Origin of the sequence: Citrobacter sp. CFNIH10 (assembly GCF_002934585.1) — a bacterium.
Classification (GTDB): Bacteria; Pseudomonadota; Gammaproteobacteria; order Enterobacterales; family Enterobacteriaceae; genus Citrobacter_A; species Citrobacter_A amalonaticus.
This window is the reverse complement of the sequence record NZ_CP026216.1, coordinates 1,939,384-1,955,544: the sequence shown is the minus strand read 5'-3', so window position 1 is coordinate 1,955,544 and position 16,161 is coordinate 1,939,384. Positions and strand designations below refer to the sequence as shown.

11 protein-coding genes are annotated in these 16,161 nt (G+C 50.5%); 7 read left to right on the top strand and 4 right to left on the bottom strand.

Translation table 11 applies throughout. The features are described 5' to 3' along the window. Positions 1 to 62: 62 nt before the first annotated feature. Complete coding sequence (gene ytfQ / locus C2U53_RS12885; RefSeq protein ID WP_042999211.1) at positions 63 to 1,019, bottom strand: galactofuranose ABC transporter substrate-binding protein YtfQ; 957 nt, start codon at positions 1,017 to 1,019, stop codon at positions 63 to 65. Positions 1,020 to 1,326: 307 nt separating this feature from the next. Here ytfQ and ppa point away from each other — a divergent pair, with 307 nt between their 5' ends. Further along, positions 1,327 to 1,857: an inorganic diphosphatase gene (gene ppa, locus C2U53_RS12880; protein WP_042999210.1), complete on the top strand. Its 531-nt coding sequence runs from the start codon at positions 1,327 to 1,329 to the stop codon at positions 1,855 to 1,857. Positions 1,858 to 2,022: 165 nt separating this feature from the next. On the opposite strand, the gene C2U53_RS12875 is transcribed toward ppa, so the two are convergent. The 3 genes from C2U53_RS12875 to tamA are packed head-to-tail and all read right to left on the bottom strand — an operon-like array spanning position 2,023 to position 7,879. Continuing rightward, on the bottom strand, positions 2,023 to 2,367 hold the full coding sequence (locus C2U53_RS12875) for a gamma-glutamylcyclotransferase (protein WP_042999209.1): 345 nt from the start codon (positions 2,365 to 2,367) through the stop codon (positions 2,023 to 2,025). A gap of 2 nt (positions 2,368 to 2,369) precedes the next feature. Continuing rightward, positions 2,370 to 6,149, bottom strand: coding sequence for an autotransporter assembly complex protein TamB (gene tamB, locus C2U53_RS12870; RefSeq protein WP_104445977.1), 3,780 nt, complete (start codon positions 6,147 to 6,149; stop codon positions 2,370 to 2,372). Then, complete coding sequence (gene tamA, locus C2U53_RS12865; RefSeq protein ID WP_104445976.1) at positions 6,146 to 7,879, bottom strand: autotransporter assembly complex protein TamA; 1,734 nt, start codon at positions 7,877 to 7,879, stop codon at positions 6,146 to 6,148. Before tamA ends, tamB begins: the two co-directional genes overlap by 4 nt. 214 nt (positions 7,880 to 8,093) lie before the next feature. Between tamA and msrA the strand changes: the two genes are divergently transcribed. The 6 genes from msrA to C2U53_RS12835 all read left to right on the top strand — a co-directional run bounded on the left by msrA (position 8,094) and on the right by C2U53_RS12835 (position 16,132). Continuing rightward, a complete protein-coding gene (msrA, locus tag C2U53_RS12860) occupies positions 8,094 to 8,735 on the top strand; it encodes a peptide-methionine (S)-S-oxide reductase MsrA (RefSeq protein ID WP_042999206.1) in 642 nt (213 codons plus the stop codon). A 585-nt stretch (positions 8,736 to 9,320) separates the two neighbouring features. Then, positions 9,321 to 9,881, top strand: a complete 561-nt coding sequence (locus C2U53_RS12855) for a fimbrial protein (RefSeq protein ID WP_042999205.1) — start codon at positions 9,321 to 9,323, stop codon at positions 9,879 to 9,881. A 64-nt stretch (positions 9,882 to 9,945) separates the two neighbouring features. Continuing rightward, the gene (locus C2U53_RS12850) at positions 9,946 to 10,665 is read left to right on the top strand and encodes a molecular chaperone (RefSeq protein ID WP_051642297.1); all 720 of its coding nucleotides are present in this window, start codon (positions 9,946 to 9,948) and stop codon (positions 10,663 to 10,665) included. Between the two features lie 11 nt (positions 10,666 to 10,676). After that, positions 10,677 to 13,199 (top strand): fimbria/pilus outer membrane usher protein, encoded by a 2,523-nt coding sequence (locus tag C2U53_RS12845; RefSeq protein ID WP_044257205.1) that lies wholly within the window; start codon positions 10,677 to 10,679, stop codon positions 13,197 to 13,199. Between the two features lie 418 nt (positions 13,200 to 13,617). Continuing rightward, on the top strand, positions 13,618 to 14,610 hold the full coding sequence (locus tag C2U53_RS12840) for a fimbrial protein (RefSeq protein ID WP_082366205.1): 993 nt from the start codon (positions 13,618 to 13,620) through the stop codon (positions 14,608 to 14,610). A gap of 184 nt (positions 14,611 to 14,794) precedes the next feature. Further along, positions 14,795 to 16,132, top strand: a complete 1,338-nt coding sequence (locus tag C2U53_RS12835) for a hemolysin family protein (RefSeq protein WP_042999204.1) — start codon at positions 14,795 to 14,797, stop codon at positions 16,130 to 16,132. Positions 16,133 to 16,161: the final 29 nt, after the last annotated feature.

Below are 16,161 nucleotides of genomic sequence, written 5' to 3'. Positions count from 1 at the left end.
CCTGATGGCGCTTCGCTTATCAGGCCTACGGTGTTAGGTATGCCCCCAGAAAGGGTCTGAACTTAGTAGCCCATGTTTTTCTTCTTCTCTAACTCTTCTTTCGCGGTATCCGGCAGATACAGCGTCGACTTGGTGATCGTGACCTTCTCAGGCATCGTGCCATCTTTCTTGAACTTCTCGAGCGCGTCGAAGGCCGGGCCTGCCATGTTCGGCGTCAGTTCAACGCTGGCATTCGCTTCACCGTCGATCATCGCTTTGTAGATGTCCGGTACGCCGTCAATAGAACCGGTCAGAATATCTTTGCCCGGTTTCAGCCCCGCTTCTTTGATCGCCTGGATAGCCCCGATCACCATGTCATCGTTATGGGCATAAACCATGCAGATGTTCTTGCCGTTGTTCTCGGCTTTGATAAAGCTCTCCATCACCTCTTTACCTTTACTACGGGTAAAGTCGCCGGACTGAGAGCGAATAATTTTGATGTTTGGTGCTTTGGCGATGGCTTCAGCAAACCCTTTCTTACGGTCAATCGCCACGCTGGCCCCGACGGTACCCTGCAGCTCAACCACATTACACGGCTTGCCGTTCACCTCTTTGATCAGCCAGTCGCCGATCAGTTGACCTTCCAGCACGTTGTTAGCAGTGACGGTGGTCATATAGAGAGATTTGTCTTTGACATCGATGGAACGATCGAGCAAGAAGACCGGGATCTCAGCATCTTTCGCTTCCTTCAACACCGGCTCCCACCCTGTTGCCACTACCGGCGCAATAAAGATGGCATCGACGCCCTGAGCGACAAAGGAACGCACGGCTTTAATCTGGTTTTCCTGCTTTTGCTGACCGTCAGCGATTTTCAGCGTGATGCCGCGCTTCTCGGCCTCGCTTTTCGCCACGTTGGTCTCTGCGGCGCGCCAGCCGGACTCAGAGCCGACCTGCGAAAATCCTACGGTTAATGGGGCGGCCATGGCCATAGACGACATGGCTGCCGAAACTGCTGTGACGATAAGTAAGCGCTTCCACATAACTGTGTCCTCGTAGGGTAGGTTATTGTTGGTTAAGAAACAGTCGCGAAAAAACTATAGACAATCGAGCATGTAACGGATTGCGTTACATCACACTTCAAAAAAGTAAATAGAACGTTAATCACAAGTTTGTAATCGCTTTCATTTACCTATGAAAAAAGCGGCTGAAGATATGGATTTTTCTGTCATGCGAGTGGTCTGAAAAGACCAGCGGGAGACGAGTGAAAACGAAATCAGGCGGAGACATTCGGCGCGAGATAGCTATAATACTCGCCACTTGTTTACGACACAGTTAAAGGAAACAGACATGAGCTTACTCAACGTCCCTGCGGGTAAAGACCTGCCGGAAGATATCTACGTTGTTATCGAGATCCCGGCTAACGCCGATCCGATCAAATACGAAGTCGACAAAGAGAGCGGCGCACTGTTCGTTGACCGCTTCATGTCCACCGCGATGTTCTATCCGTGCAACTACGGTTACATTAACCACACCCTGTCCCTGGACGGTGACCCGGTTGACGTACTGGTCCCGACCCCGTATCCGCTGCAGCCAGGCTCCGTTATCCGTTGCCGTCCGGTTGGCGTACTGAAAATGACCGACGAATCCGGTGAAGATGCGAAACTGGTTGCTGTACCGCACACCAAGCTGAGCAAAGAGTACGATCACATCAACGATGTGAATGACCTGCCGGAACTGCTGAAAGCGCAGATCACGCACTTCTTCGAGCACTATAAAGATCTCGAAAAAGGCAAATGGGTGAAAGTCGACGGTTGGGACAACGCTGAAGCGGCGAAAGCTGAAATCGTTGCCTCCTTCGAGCGTGCGGCGAAGAAGTAATTCGTCCTGTCGAGCGAAGCCCCGCATGTCGGGGCTTTTTTGTGTCCGTAAACGCGAGTCACCGACACAAAAAACTACGCCACCCGAAGGTGGCGTGGTAAAAGTGCTGGCAAACAAGGAAATGCCTGATGACGCTACGCTTATCAGGCCTACCCTGCGCGCTACTCAGTACTGGTCTCGGTCTAACCAGTTACCGCTTTCGATCAGTGTTAATCCCTCCACCGGGCGCTGGTACACGTACATCCATGCACTGCCATACGGCGTCTGGATCAACTGGCGTGCGTATTCACCGCCGCGGGTGCGCAGCGCATCCAGTTCGGCCAGAGTGGCGTTATCAATACGATAAACCTCACCGTGTACCGTTCCGTTCCCCGGAACTGCGCCTGGATAGTGGCCCAGGCTATACAACTGGTAGTTATCGATACTGTAATCGCCCAGCAACTGGGCGTTGGTCATCCAGTGGCTGTTGCCTTGTTTGGTTCGTAAACTGCCGTAGACAAATATTCGCATTGCTAAAACTCAAACTGATAGAGCAAATCCAGTGCCTGATCTACGCCAGACACGGCTTCCAGATATAGCTTAGGCATCAGGCGATAACGTAACGTGAGTGTCGCCAGTGAGTCAAATATACCCACACCATATTTCACCTGCAGACCTGGCAGTACGTATCCGCTGACGACCACCTGGGAGGAGTCGCCCACCCCCTGAGTATCCAGTGCCAGATTGCTTACGCCAAATGTCTCCCCGATTTTACCCACAACCTGACCACTTTGTGCAACCCCCAGGCCAATAAGCATGGAGGTCATCGCCGCGCTGTCGCTCTGATCGCTGCTCAGACCCTGGCCGCGCAACAGATAAGAGAGCGCTTCCTGCTGCGACATTGCCGGATCAGAGAAGATCTCAGCCTTCGGTTCATCTGCCGTTCCGGTGACGCGAACACCCGCGATCACGTCATCTTCGGTGGCTTCCGGGTTACGAATAGCTTCGATATTCAGCAACGGTTGGTCCGGCGGTCCAGAGAACAACAGTTCGCCTTTCCGCACAATCAGATCCTGACCGTAGGCGTGGAAACGGCCTTCCGGAATGTTGATCTGTCCGTTCAGCCCCAGCCCTTGCTTATCCTGCACCACGTTCAGATCGCCTGTCAGACGGGCTTTCAGACCAAACGCATTCATCCGCACGTTGTTACCCACATGCACAATCAGATTGCTGTTGATCGGGATCCCGGCGCTCTGCGGCTTCTCAGGTTGCAGGTCGTTATTGAGCATCACTTCATCGCTGGAGACGCCCACCGCGCTCTCTGGCAAGTCATGAACCACAATACGCGCCCACGGCACGTCCACCCGGCCATCGAGAGTGAACAGACTCGGCGTCGCTTCAAACACGACATCCGGAGAAACATCCAGTCGCACCATCGGCGGTACGGTGATACGTACCCTGCTGCCTTTCGCCGCCACACGCGCACGCCAGTTGTCGATCTGACTCCAGTCCGCGTCGCCGCTTAAGTTGATCTGCCCCTGCTGGGTTCGTATCACCCCGGCAAGCGTCGAGCGGGTACCGTTGAAATTCATCGCCAGTTGGCTCGGCTGCATATCAAACGGCATAAAGTTGCCGTCGATATCCAGCCCGCTTAGTTGTAGTTGCCCAAACATTTGCGGGCTCTGTACATCGCCGCCCAGACGCAGATTAGCGCTCAGCATCCCCGCCGCCTTTTCGCCGCGCGCGAAGATCGGGTTGACCATCGCCAGATTCACGTTGCGAATGTTGACGTTGCCGCCCAGGTTACGACGCCCCTGCGGATCGGTCACCTGCACCTGTCCGTCAAGCTGACCATTATTGGTCAGGCGGATCAGCCAGCCCAGTTCTGCACGATTGTTGCGCAGATCGGCTGTCACGTTTAGGGTATCGAACGCCAGCGGCAGCGGCGCATCGTTCACCGTCTGCGTTACCTTCACGTTACGCCCGGAGAGCGTAACATTACCCTGCGGCAGCCCTTCTTTGGTGGTGTCCCACGAAACGTCCGCTTTGCCAGTAAATACACCACTGGCCTGCGTCGCCTCCGGCATAAACGGTTTCAGCATCGCCAGATCAAAGCGGTTAAGATTCACTACCGCCCGCCCTTTGGCACCCGCATCGATGGTTTGCGGCACGCACAGTTCAGCATTCGGGTTGGCCCAGCAGTGCGGCCCGATACTGATTTTCTGCTCTTTGTTACGATAGTCCAGCGCGATGGCGCGAGTCAGGGTCAATGGCCCGACCGGCGTCTGGAAGCGGGTATTGCTCAGCGAGCCTTTCCAGCGCTCTTCTTTACGATCAAAACTCCCCGCCAGATCGAGCTGGCCGGAGACCGGCTCGCCCTGAACACGTAATTGCAACTCGTGCTGCTTCTCGCTGCCTTTGGCGTTCAGGGTCACAAGGTTGATGTTCACGTCGGGCTGCGAAATACGTTCAACCCGTACATTGAGGTTACCGGCAATCTGATCCGTCGATTTGATATCGCCTTCCACACGCACCTGCGCCACGGACAGTTCCTGCCAGCGCAGCCCGCGGGCGGTGATATCCGCCAGCAGTTGCGGAGCGTCGACGGTACCGCGCACCTTGACCAACCCTTTTGCCGTACCACCGAGTCCCGGCAGCGCGTTGTCCAGTCCCGGCGCGTCGATAGTCGCATCCAGATTGAGATCTTTTACGCCCAGCTCGCCTTTCACATCGGCGCTGTTTGGTCCCAGTTCCAGATGCAGGCCCGGAATGGTCCACTGCAAATAGCTGTTGCCTTTCAGCGATCCGTTGACGTTAACCTTGTTCTGCTTAACGTTCCCGGTCAGTTTCAGCTCCGGCACGTCCATCTGCCAGGTGCCGCCATACAGGCTGCCCCGGGTTTTGATCAGGCCATTGAGCTTCGACGGCCAGTCCGGAATCTCTTTCGCGGTGTTGATGCCGTCCAGCGTCAACTCGCCTCGCCAGCTGATCGCCTGTTGCCAGTCCACCAGCGCTTTCAGCTCGGTTTTCCCTTCCAGCGCCGCCACGCTGAGTTTATCGAGATTAATTTGCTGTTCGTTGCCTTTCGCATCAAAGGTAATGGTCGCCGACGGGATATCCTGCCCTTTCACCGCCGTACGCATCGACAGCGTGTAGTCCGTCATCTTGCCGGTGAGCTTGAGCTTGATATCGTCGGCCTGGAACTGTTTGTCGCCGGTAAAGGGCCAGTAAATCTGCTTACTGACCACCTCCAGATTCAGCGGTAGCCCGGCTTCCGCCAGACGCGTCTGGGCACGCAGACCCATGTCCACCGGCCCGGAAAGGTTAACACCCACTTCCAGTTGTTCACGCAGCGCCCCACCCACCTTCAGCTTCACCTTCTCGCCTTTCAGCGGATCGACGTTCAGCGTGCTGTTCAGGCTGATGTCTACCGGCCAGTTATTGGTCAACTGGGCCGTACCGCTGGCATTCACCGTACCCTGACTGGAGTCGATATCGAGCGCATCGAGCTTCATGTTGCCGTCGATGCTGCTTACTTTCAGCAGCAGGTTATACACCGTCAGGTCAGTATCACCGGTGATACGCAGTTGTTCGCCTTTAAACGCTTCAATATTGAGATTGAGCGGCAGATGAACGTCCGTCATCTCCGGCAGAACCGGCTGCGAAAACAGATCTTTCAGCGTTTCACCAAGCGGTTTTTCATCCGGCTGCGGGTTCTGGATCTTCGGCTCGACCACTTCTTCCTGAGCCACCTCCGCCACTTTCGGCAGTGCGATCAGCAATCCCTGTAACGACGTGGGTTTCAGGGTCAGATCCTTCTCTTGCCAGTGCAAGCCGGAGGTAAAATCCATCACCGACACGATGGTGTCATCGATTTTAATATTGACGTTATTGAGCGCCACGCGAGAAAGCGTGATCGGATACGGCGTGGAGAGATTCAGCGGCCCGCTATCCTCTTCTTCCTCTACCTGCTCAGAAGGCGGCATTTTTTTACTGTCGATCGCCACATTAATGTCTTTGAGCGACAGATCGTTCACGCACAGGCTGCTGTTCCACAGGCAATTCAACCCGACCGCCAGATGCACTTCCCCGGCGTTAACCGCCACACCAGGCTGGTCAAAGCGGATATTTTTCAGCGACAAATCACGCCAGCCGCCGGTGACCTGACCAATTTCCAGCCCCGGTACCCAGCGATTTGCCGCATTGAAGATCAGATGCAGGCCGGTTGTTGTTCCAACCAGAAACGCCACCGTTCCCAGCAACAGCAGGATAAAAATCAGGATGCCGAGGCTTATCTTCTTCCATAAACTCATAATTCAGGCCCCAGACCGATGTAAAACTGTAAACCGTGCTCCTCTTTGTCGCCGACCGGCACGGCAAAATCGAGCTTAATTGGCCCAACCGGAGACTGCCAGCGTACCCCCACCCCGGCGCCGGTTTTGAAATCGCTTTTGCGGATATCACTGACCGCTTCACCGCTATCGACAAACATCGCCCCCCACCATTTACCGGTCACGTTGTACTGGTATTCCAGCGATCCGGTCACCAGCTTCGAGGCCCCTTTCAGATCGCCGTTGCTGTACTTCGGAGAAATGGATTTGTATTTATAGCCGCGAATACTGCGGTCCCCCCCGGCGAAGAAACGCAGGTCCGGTGGCACTTTGTCGAAATCACCGGTTTCGATCCAGCCAAGATTGCCGCGCATCACGAAGCGATGACGATCGTACAGGGAACGGATCCAGACGTTTTGCGCCTGAAAGACCGAGAAATCGACATCAGAGCCCCAGGCGGTGTTGGAATAATCAATAGAGTAACGCTGGGAATCGCCCCAGGTGGGCATCAGTCCGCCGCGCGAACGGGTTCGGCTGATCATCACGCCGGGATAGAGCAGCATGGTAGTGTTCGTCACCTGCCCCTGCGTAAAGTGGTCGAGACTCCAGCGCAGGTTAATGGCGCGCTGCCAGCCGCTGGAAAGGTCCCAGTAGCGGGAAACCGCAAGCGTGGTGGAGTCCTGTTCGGTATCGTTGAGATCGGTACGCTTAAAGCCGCCCTGTACCAGATAGTACTGCTCCAGCGGGTTCTTCAGCAGCGGCATTTTGTAGCTGAAATCCAGTTGCTGTTCAGGCGATGAGATACTGGCGCTGGTCGTCAGGCTGTGACCGTAGGAGTTCATCCACGGTTTTTTCCACGTGGTCTTCACGCGCGGCCCCACGTCAGTGGAATACCCCACCCCGGTCTCAATGGTGTTTTCCGTTCGCGGTGAAACCACACCCTTCAGCGGCAGTACTTTGGTTTTTCGCGCTTTGTCGAATTCGGGCGCCACAACCACGGAATTAAACCAGCCAGTCGCCGAGAGTCGACGGTTCAGCTCGCCGAGATCTTTTGACTCGTATGCATCCCCTTCTTTAAAGGGCACCAGATTTTGCAGATACTCCTCGCGGATCTGCGAACCTTCAAAGGAGACGTGACCAAAGCGATAACGTTCACCACTGTCGTAATCGATATCCCAGAACGCCTGATGGCGATCAAGCGCAATACCCAACTGGCTCTTATTAAATTCGCTGTCGAAATACCCTTTACGTAGCGCCACGCTGGTGAGGGATTTTTTAAAGCTGTCATAATCCCCATGATCGAGCACCGTACCGATTGCCGGACGCGTTTTCAGCAGATCCAGGTAATCTCTGTCGGTACGCGCGCCGCCGCGTAAAATGACTTCTGTTCCGCCAATGCGCACCGGTTCACCGGGTGTCACTTTGGCTACCAGTACCTGACGCCCTTTCGCCGGAGGCGGACGCAGATCGAAATCGATGGTCGGTTCATAATAACCGAGCGCCTTCAGCCCTTCGCGGATAGCGTCATCCACACGCGCGCGAAAACGCCGATCCGGCGTGACTTCATCACTCTGGATAGTTGAGAGTTGTGCCCGGACGTTTTTCTCCAGTTCTCCTGATAGCCCTTCGACCTGTAGACGGACGTTCGCGGCAAAAGCAGAACTACTCAAACACAGCAGGCTCACCCAACATAACTGACGGATATGTGGCACTTTTTCTCCTGAAATCCCTTATTTCCACCCCTGGAAAAAAATCATAACGCCGCTCCACGGCTTAACAAAAACCCAACAATTGGGGTTGAAAAACAGACGACACCCCAAATATTTCTTATGTTTACTGTAGACGTATTCGTAACGGTTATTGTGTGCAAATACGCGTCTTGTTACAACCTTAACCCCAATTACTGATTTTCGGGAGAACGGCACCATGAGTTTATTTGATAAAAAGCATCTGATTTCACCGTCAGATGCCCTCCCTGGGCGCAATACCCCGATGCCCGTGGCGACGCTGCATGCCGTCAACGAACACTCGATGACAAATGTCCCCGAAGGGATGGAAATCGCCATTTTCGCCATGGGCTGTTTCTGGGGCGTAGAGCGGTTGTTCTGGCAACTGCCTGGCGTTTACAGCACCGCGGCAGGATACACCGGTGGCTATACGCCCAACCCCACCTACCGGGAAGTCTGCTCCGGTGAAACGGGCCACGCCGAAGCGGTGCGCGTGGTGTACGACCCGGCGGTCATCAGTTATGAGCAATTGCTGCAGGTGTTCTGGGAAAACCACGATCCGGCACAGGGCATGCAGCAGGGCAATGACCACGGCACTCAGTATCGTTCGGCTATCTATCCGCTGACGCCGGAACAGGACAGCGCCGCGCGCGCAAGCCTGGAGCGTTTCCAGGCCGCCATGCGCGCAGCGGGCGACGACCGTCCTATCACCACCGAAATCAGCAACGCGACGCCGTTCTATTACGCTGAGGAAGACCATCAGCAGTATCTGCACAAAAACCCGTACGGCTACTGCGGTATCGGCGGGATTGGCGTCTGTTTACCGCCTGGAACAAAATAGAGATTATCAGGGTCCTGAGGGACCCTTTCTTTTTCATCAGTCCCGTAAGCGATAATTAATGGCATTCTCTCCATGAGCCATCGCCAGCCGCGTTTCAGATAAACAAATAGACAAAACTAATAGTTAATAACTATTTTCAATACTCTACATACCATTTGAACCAACAGATTGTTCACTTCCCCTACAAAGCAATAACTAAAAAATAACTATATGTTTATTAGCTATTGCAATTAATCATTCGTTGCCATCATGCCTCGTGCACCAGGCCCGATTACCCCTTGAACGTCTGTATGATGGGCCCATCCAACATCGTAGATAACAAATATAAAATTTTAACACCTCGCTGCAAAATTGTAATAATCAAGTAAACCAACCATATAGCAATAATAATTTCATCCAAAATTAGATTATAATCTCCTTGAATGGTTTACATAGAATGTCATAATTTAATTTTCAAACAGAAACACTTAATTACAAAACTTCAAGTGAGCATGGGATTTTTCCATATTGCCACCCATAGATACACCATATGGAAATAACATACGATCACGATATCACTTATATATTATTCTATGGAGCCAGGCTATGAATAGAAAATTAAAATTAATATCAGCAATGGTATTATCATCAGTTGCCATCGGTAATGCGCATGCTGCGTTGACGGATGATCAGGGAACTGTACATTTCCAGGGGAAAATTATTAATCCGCCCTGTGAAGTATCAACAGATTCAAAGACGGTAAACGTGACTTTCACGCCTATGGTCGCAACTACCTTTGCCGCTATCGGCTCTGAAAATCCGCAAACCCAGGACGTAGTGATTAATCTGAAATCCTGTCCAGCCGATACCACCATCAACCTGACGTTCTCTGGTGCGACTGCCACGACCAGCGATCAGCTGAAAGCAATGACAGGTTCGGATGCCACGGGTGTCGGTATTGTCATGTATGGAACTGGCAGTGCAGCTAGTACAAAAGTTGTTTTTGACAACAAGCCGGATGCGGCCTTTGCACAAACTACGCCAGCCGGTGAAGCCAGTGACCTGGCGTTTAATTATAAGGCTAAAGTTGTTGCAACTGTCACGCCAGCGGATATCAAAGGTGGTGATTTCACGGCAGATACAACCTATACCATTTCCTATCCTTAATGATAAAAGCGTAGAGAAGGCATATTGAATGATATGCCTTTCTGGCTTGCCTTATGATTTGTGAATGATGAAAAAATTAATACGTAATTCCTTTTTGTTAACATCTATATTAACGTGCGCGCCAGCGATTTCAGGTGTGCAGGTTGGCGCAACCCGTATTGTGTACCCATCCAATAGTGATGAGGTTCAGTTGACTGTTCAAAGTAAAAACACATCAACGAATCATCTGGTTCAGGCATGGGTAAGTAATATAGACGATCAAGGTGATGCGCCTTTTATTGCTACCCCCCCTCTTATGAAGCTTGGAGCAGGCCAGGAAACTATTTTCCATTTTATTTATGCCAAAAAAGGAGCTGAACTTCCTAAAGACAGGGAGTCCGTATTCTGGGCTAATATTAAATTTATCGCCAGCACGCCTGAAAACATGCGCGATCAGAGTAAATTGCAGATTGCATCCAGAACACGCATTAAGCTTTTTTATCGCCCGACATCTCTTAAGGATAACGAGGCTTTTAGCGCCTACGAAAAAATTAATTTTTCAAGGCAGGGTAATGCACTGAATATAACCAACCCAACCCCTTTTTATGTGACATTTAACTCTATTACTGTTGATGGCAAACCTGTCACTGCCCCAAAAGATACCTTAACAGCCATGACAATGATGGTGGCACCGTATGGGCATATTTCACTGCCAGCAGCATTAAAAGCGAATTCAGTGATCAAATGGAACGCTATTAGCGATTACGGCAGCGCCACACCGAGTAAAGAATCTGTATTAAAATAAGGTTGAATAGAATGGCCAGAGGCGATATAAGCAGTCAAAATCGTTCGGAAAGGTTTGCTTATTCTGCATTAGCCTTAGCGGTAATGCTCTTGAGCACTTATGCCGTTGCGGAAGACCAGTTTAATCTGAACGCCTTAAGCCATGATACGCCACTCGCCGACAGCAATATCCTGCAAAAGTATATTGCCGATAACGAAATGCTGGAAGGCAGTTTTTTATCAACTATTTATTTTAATTCTAATTATGTAGAGAAAAAAGAAATCAACTACAAACTCTCTACAGATAGAAACCGACTTGTTCCTGCTCTCACCAAAGCAGATTTACGTCGTTACGGTGTCAACGTTGATGTGCTCTCAGGCTTTCAAAAAGTGAAGGACGAAGACACCATTGGGAATATTGGGCAATATATAGACGGTGCCAGTTATACCTATAGCGAGAAAACGCAGCGTCTGGATATCCGCGTACCACAGATAGCCTTAAATCAGGAAGCGAAAGACGCGGTCTCACCCGAATTATGGGATGATGGCTTACCTGCCCTCCTGTTAGGCTACTATTATAGTGGATCACAGTTGTACGCCCGAAATAGTAGCGACGGAAATACAAACAGTAATTTTTTAAGTTTAAACTCGGGTGCTAATCTTGGCGGATGGCGGCTGCGCAATGTATCGAACTATTCCGGCGAAAAGTGGGACGAGCTTTCAACAACGTTGACGCATGATATTAAAACGTTGCGCAGCCAATTTTTAGCCGGGGACAGCAGCACACCTTCGGACATTTTTGATAGCATTCAGTTTCGCGGCGTCAGAGTCTATTCTGATTCCACTATGCATCCTTATAGCGAGCAAGGATTTGCGCCGCTGATTCGTGGTATCGCGCACAGTGATGCTAAAGTCACCATCAAACAAAATGGCTATAAAATTTACGAAACCTACGTCGCTCCTGGCACGTTTGAAATTCGGGATATTAATCAGGTTTCATCCGGGAGTGACTTCGACGTTATCGTGACCGAAGTTGACGGCAGCGAACATACTTTTACCCAATCGTCTTCCTCCTTACCGGTCATGCTGCGTAGTGGCAGTTATAGTTATAGCGTGGCCTACGGCAAATATCAGAGCAATGATGTTTCCGACGCGCCTGATTTCGGCCAGGCTCAGCTTATTTATGGTATGCCATGGGGAATGACTGTCTATGGTGGGCTGATTGGTGCCGATATATATCAGTCTGCTGCTCTGGGTATTGGTATGGATTTGCACGCTGTGGGCTCAATTTCTTTTGATGCCACTCAGGCCAAAAGCCAGCTTAATGATGATCAAAATGAAACCGGTATGTCATACCGTCTTCAGTATGCGAAAAACATAGATGCGACTAACACTAACCTGACTATCGCCAGTTATCGCTATTCTTCTGCAAATTTTTACACTTTTGCGGAAACACTTAACCATCGAGACTCAGCGGATATAGCCGATGATATGTACTCCTACAGAGATCTCTATAACCGCCGGAGCCGTGCACAAATCAACATCAGTCAAGCATTGGGAGAATGGGGTAGCTTATATCTGTCGGCTTATCAGCAGGATTACTGGAAACTGAATAAGTCTGAGCGTAATTTCACGTTAGGCTATAACGTGATGCTCAATAATGTTTCGTACTCATTTAACGCGTCACAAACGCAGATGCCCACCAGCCAAACGGATACGCAATATTTATTAACCATTGGTATTCCATTGGATAAATGGTTGCCGCAAACCTGGGCGACTTATGCACTTAACTCTTCACAGCAAGGCAATGCGGGACACCAGCTTGGTATTAATGGCATTGCGCTGAAAGACAATAACTTAACTTACAATATACAACAGTCATACTCAGAGCAGAACAACGCAACAAGCGGCAGCATGAATGCCGCTTATCGCGGCTCATCCGGTACACTGAGCGGTGGTTACAGTTATGATAATAATAGTCAGCGCGTGAATTACAGTGCACAGGGCGGCATAATCGCTCATCCTTTTGGTGTAACCTTAGCGCAAACCTTACCGGAAACCATGACATTAGTTCGCGCACCCGGTGCCGCAAATATTAACGTCAGCGGCGCATCAGGTATTTATACGGATAAACGTGGTTATGCCGTAGTTCCTTACAGTAATCCCTATCGGCAAAACACTATATCGCTGAATACCAGTGGCAGTAGAAATAGTGATATTAGCGATCCGGTAAAAACTGTCGTACCGACTCGTGGTGCAGTGGCTCTCGCGGATTATAAAGTGCGCAGCGGAGCACGTGTGCTTTTTACATTGCTGCACGGTAATAGTACTGTTCCCTTTGGCGCTCTGGTCTCAACCCCGCAAGAGGAAGAGAACCCAACCAGCCTCGTCGACGATCACGGTCAGGTTTATATCACCGGTGTCTCCAAAGGGATGAAACTGGTGGCCCTATGGGGAAATGGCAGTGATCATACTTGTGAGACGCACGTCCCCTCATTATCCGAAAGTGCTGACAGCGAAGCGACCGTAATGCGCCTCTCGCTGGAATGCCATTAATATTGCCAGGTGACAAGATGCGAAATAAAGAATGAGTCCGTGCTGCCGTGATAACGTCTCTTTCTCCTCATGGAGATACCACAACACCGGTACGCGTCCGATATTAATGTTACCTGTCTGAAAATGATCCGTACCAGCATAAAATTTAATAGTACGACGATAAATGGAAAAAACACTATGCTTCAGTTAGATAATGTTGATATACCCTCCTCTGCTCAAGGGGGCGGTATTCAAATTCCATCCAATATCCAACCTGTTTATTTCATTGGACAATATGATTTATTAACTCACATAACAACACAAGTGACCTTGTCCTGTCAGACCTGTTTAATAGGCTTAACCGCGCTATTAAGACCGTAGATGTCAACGCAACGGCGACATTCGATATGATTTAGCGTTACTACTTTACGGATTAATTATGATTTCACGTTTTATACTGACCTGGATACTGCGTATTTTCTTTAGTGTCTGTGCAATATCTTTATCCTGCTCAGCATGGGCAGATTGTACCCTGAGGAACGGTACAAGTACCGTTTTACAGCAAATCAATATACCTGCATTAAGGTTAAATTATACTAACCCGGCAGATACTATTCTTTGGGAAAGCCCCGTTATCACTGCCTCCACTATGGCGGATATCTATTGTTATACTGATCAAGTGGTTGAATCAGGCTATCAATCAGCAAAGACACCGGTAAGTGACATTTCTACTTCCTATGTTTATGAAACGAACAATCCTGGCATTGGTATAAAAATCCTGGCCGGTCAGGATATGTCCAATTTAATCCCCATGGCCTGGCCGCATGGGACTGAGCAAGCTAAGGCGAGTTACGCTTACAAGCAACAAAATTACTTTAAAGTTCAATTAATTGCTACCGGGTCACGAATTACTACCGGTGTCCTGAATTTAACTAATTACAGCGTTGAACGTGTGTTTGGCTCTGCCCGTCAGTATTTAATGTCCTTTAATCCAACCTCGGTGTTCGTGCAATCTGTTGGCTGTGATATTGAAACCAAAGATATTACCGTCCCATTAACAGGATCACAGGGGATTGCTATCACATCACTTCCTCGTTCCGGCAACACCACCTCTCCCGTAAGCTTTGATATTGTTCTTAATTGCGAACAGGGCACGAATGTGAACATAAAATTTGACGGCACCACCACCGACGGTCAAAAAAAGACGTTGGCGTTGGATAATCCTAATCAGAGTTCCTCCGCTCGCGGTGTTGGCGTACAAGTGATGTATAACTACCAGCCCGTCACCTTCGGAAAAGAGGTTTATTTACTGAGCAATGCAGATTCAACGACGATTACCTTGCCTTTTCAGGCGTGGCTGATTCGTCTGAGCGATGCCATCGAGGCCGGAGACGTCAACGCAACGGCGACATTTGATATGATTTATCGCTGATGGTTTTCTCACTTGCCAACAGAAAGAGATCGACGTTTACCCACCGCTAGCGGCCTGCCCCGCCCTTACGCTATACTAGCCCCTGAACTTACCGGCTCACCTCCACGGGCCGGTTTTCATTAAGTTTTACCACATGGATTTATCAACTTCCCTTCCGAGGATCTGGCGTGACGCCGGATAAGATATGTTAAACAGTATTTTCATTATTCTTTGCCTGATCGCTGTGAGTGCGTTCTTCTCGATATCCGAGATCTCACTTGCTGCCTCACGTAAAATTAAGCTCAAACTGCTGGCCGATGAAGGCAATCTCAATGCGCAACGCGTGTTGAAAATGCAGGAAAACCCGGGGATGTTCTTCACGGTGGTGCAAATCGGTCTGAACGCGGTCGCCATTCTTGGCGGTATCGTCGGTGACGCCGCATTTTCCCCCGCTTTTAACTCGTTATTCTCTCGCTATATGTCGCCGGAACTCTCTGAGCAGTTGAGCTTTATTCTCTCCTTCTCGCTGGTCACCGGTATGTTTATCCTCTTCGCGGACTTAACCCCGAAACGCATCGGTATGATTGCGCCAGAAGCTGTGGCTTTGCGTATCATCAACCCGATGCGCTTCTGTCTGTTCGTTTTCACGCCGCTGGTGTGGTTCTTCAACGGGTTGGCGAACGTGATCTTTCGCATCTTCAAATTGCCGATGGTGCGCAAGGATGACATCACGTCTGATGATATTTATGCGGTGGTGGAAGCTGGGGCGCTCGCAGGCGTATTGCGTAAACAGGAACATGAGTTGATTGAGAACGTGTTCGAGCTGGAATCGCGCACCGTGCCGTCATCGATGACGTCGCGTGAAAACGTGATCTGGTTCGATCTGCATGAAGACGAGCAGAGCCTGAAAAACAAAGTGGCGGAACATCCGCACTCCAAGTTCCTTGTCTGTAACGAAGATATTGACCACATCATTGGTTACGTTGACTCGAAAGATTTACTGAATCGTGTTCTGGCGAATCAGAGTATGGCGCTGAACAGCGGCGTGCAGATCCGCAACACCCTGATTGTTCCGGATACGCTAACTCTTTCTGAAGCGCTGGAAAGCTTCAAAACCGCCGGTGAAGACTTTGCGGTGATCATGAACGAATACGCGCTGGTCGTGGGGATCATCACGTTGAATGATGTGATGACCACGCTAATGGGCGATCTGGTCGGCCAGGGTCTGGAAGAGCAGATTGTGGCGCGCGACGAGAACTCCTGGCTGATTGACGGCGGTACGCCGATCGATGACGTGATGCGCGTGCTGGATATCGACGAGTTCCCGCAATCAGGTAACTACGAAACGATTGGCGGCTTTATGATGTTCATGCTGCGTAAAATCCCGAAACGGACCGATTCCGTGAAGTTCTCGGGCTACAAATTCGAAGTGGTGGATATCGATAACTACCGTATCGATCAGTTGCTGGTGACCCGCCTGGACAGTAAACCAAGCGTACTGGTGCCGAAACTGCCGGACGTTCAGGGAGACGTTAAAGCGTAGTATTCGCTTATTCTGCCTGCTCCAGAAAC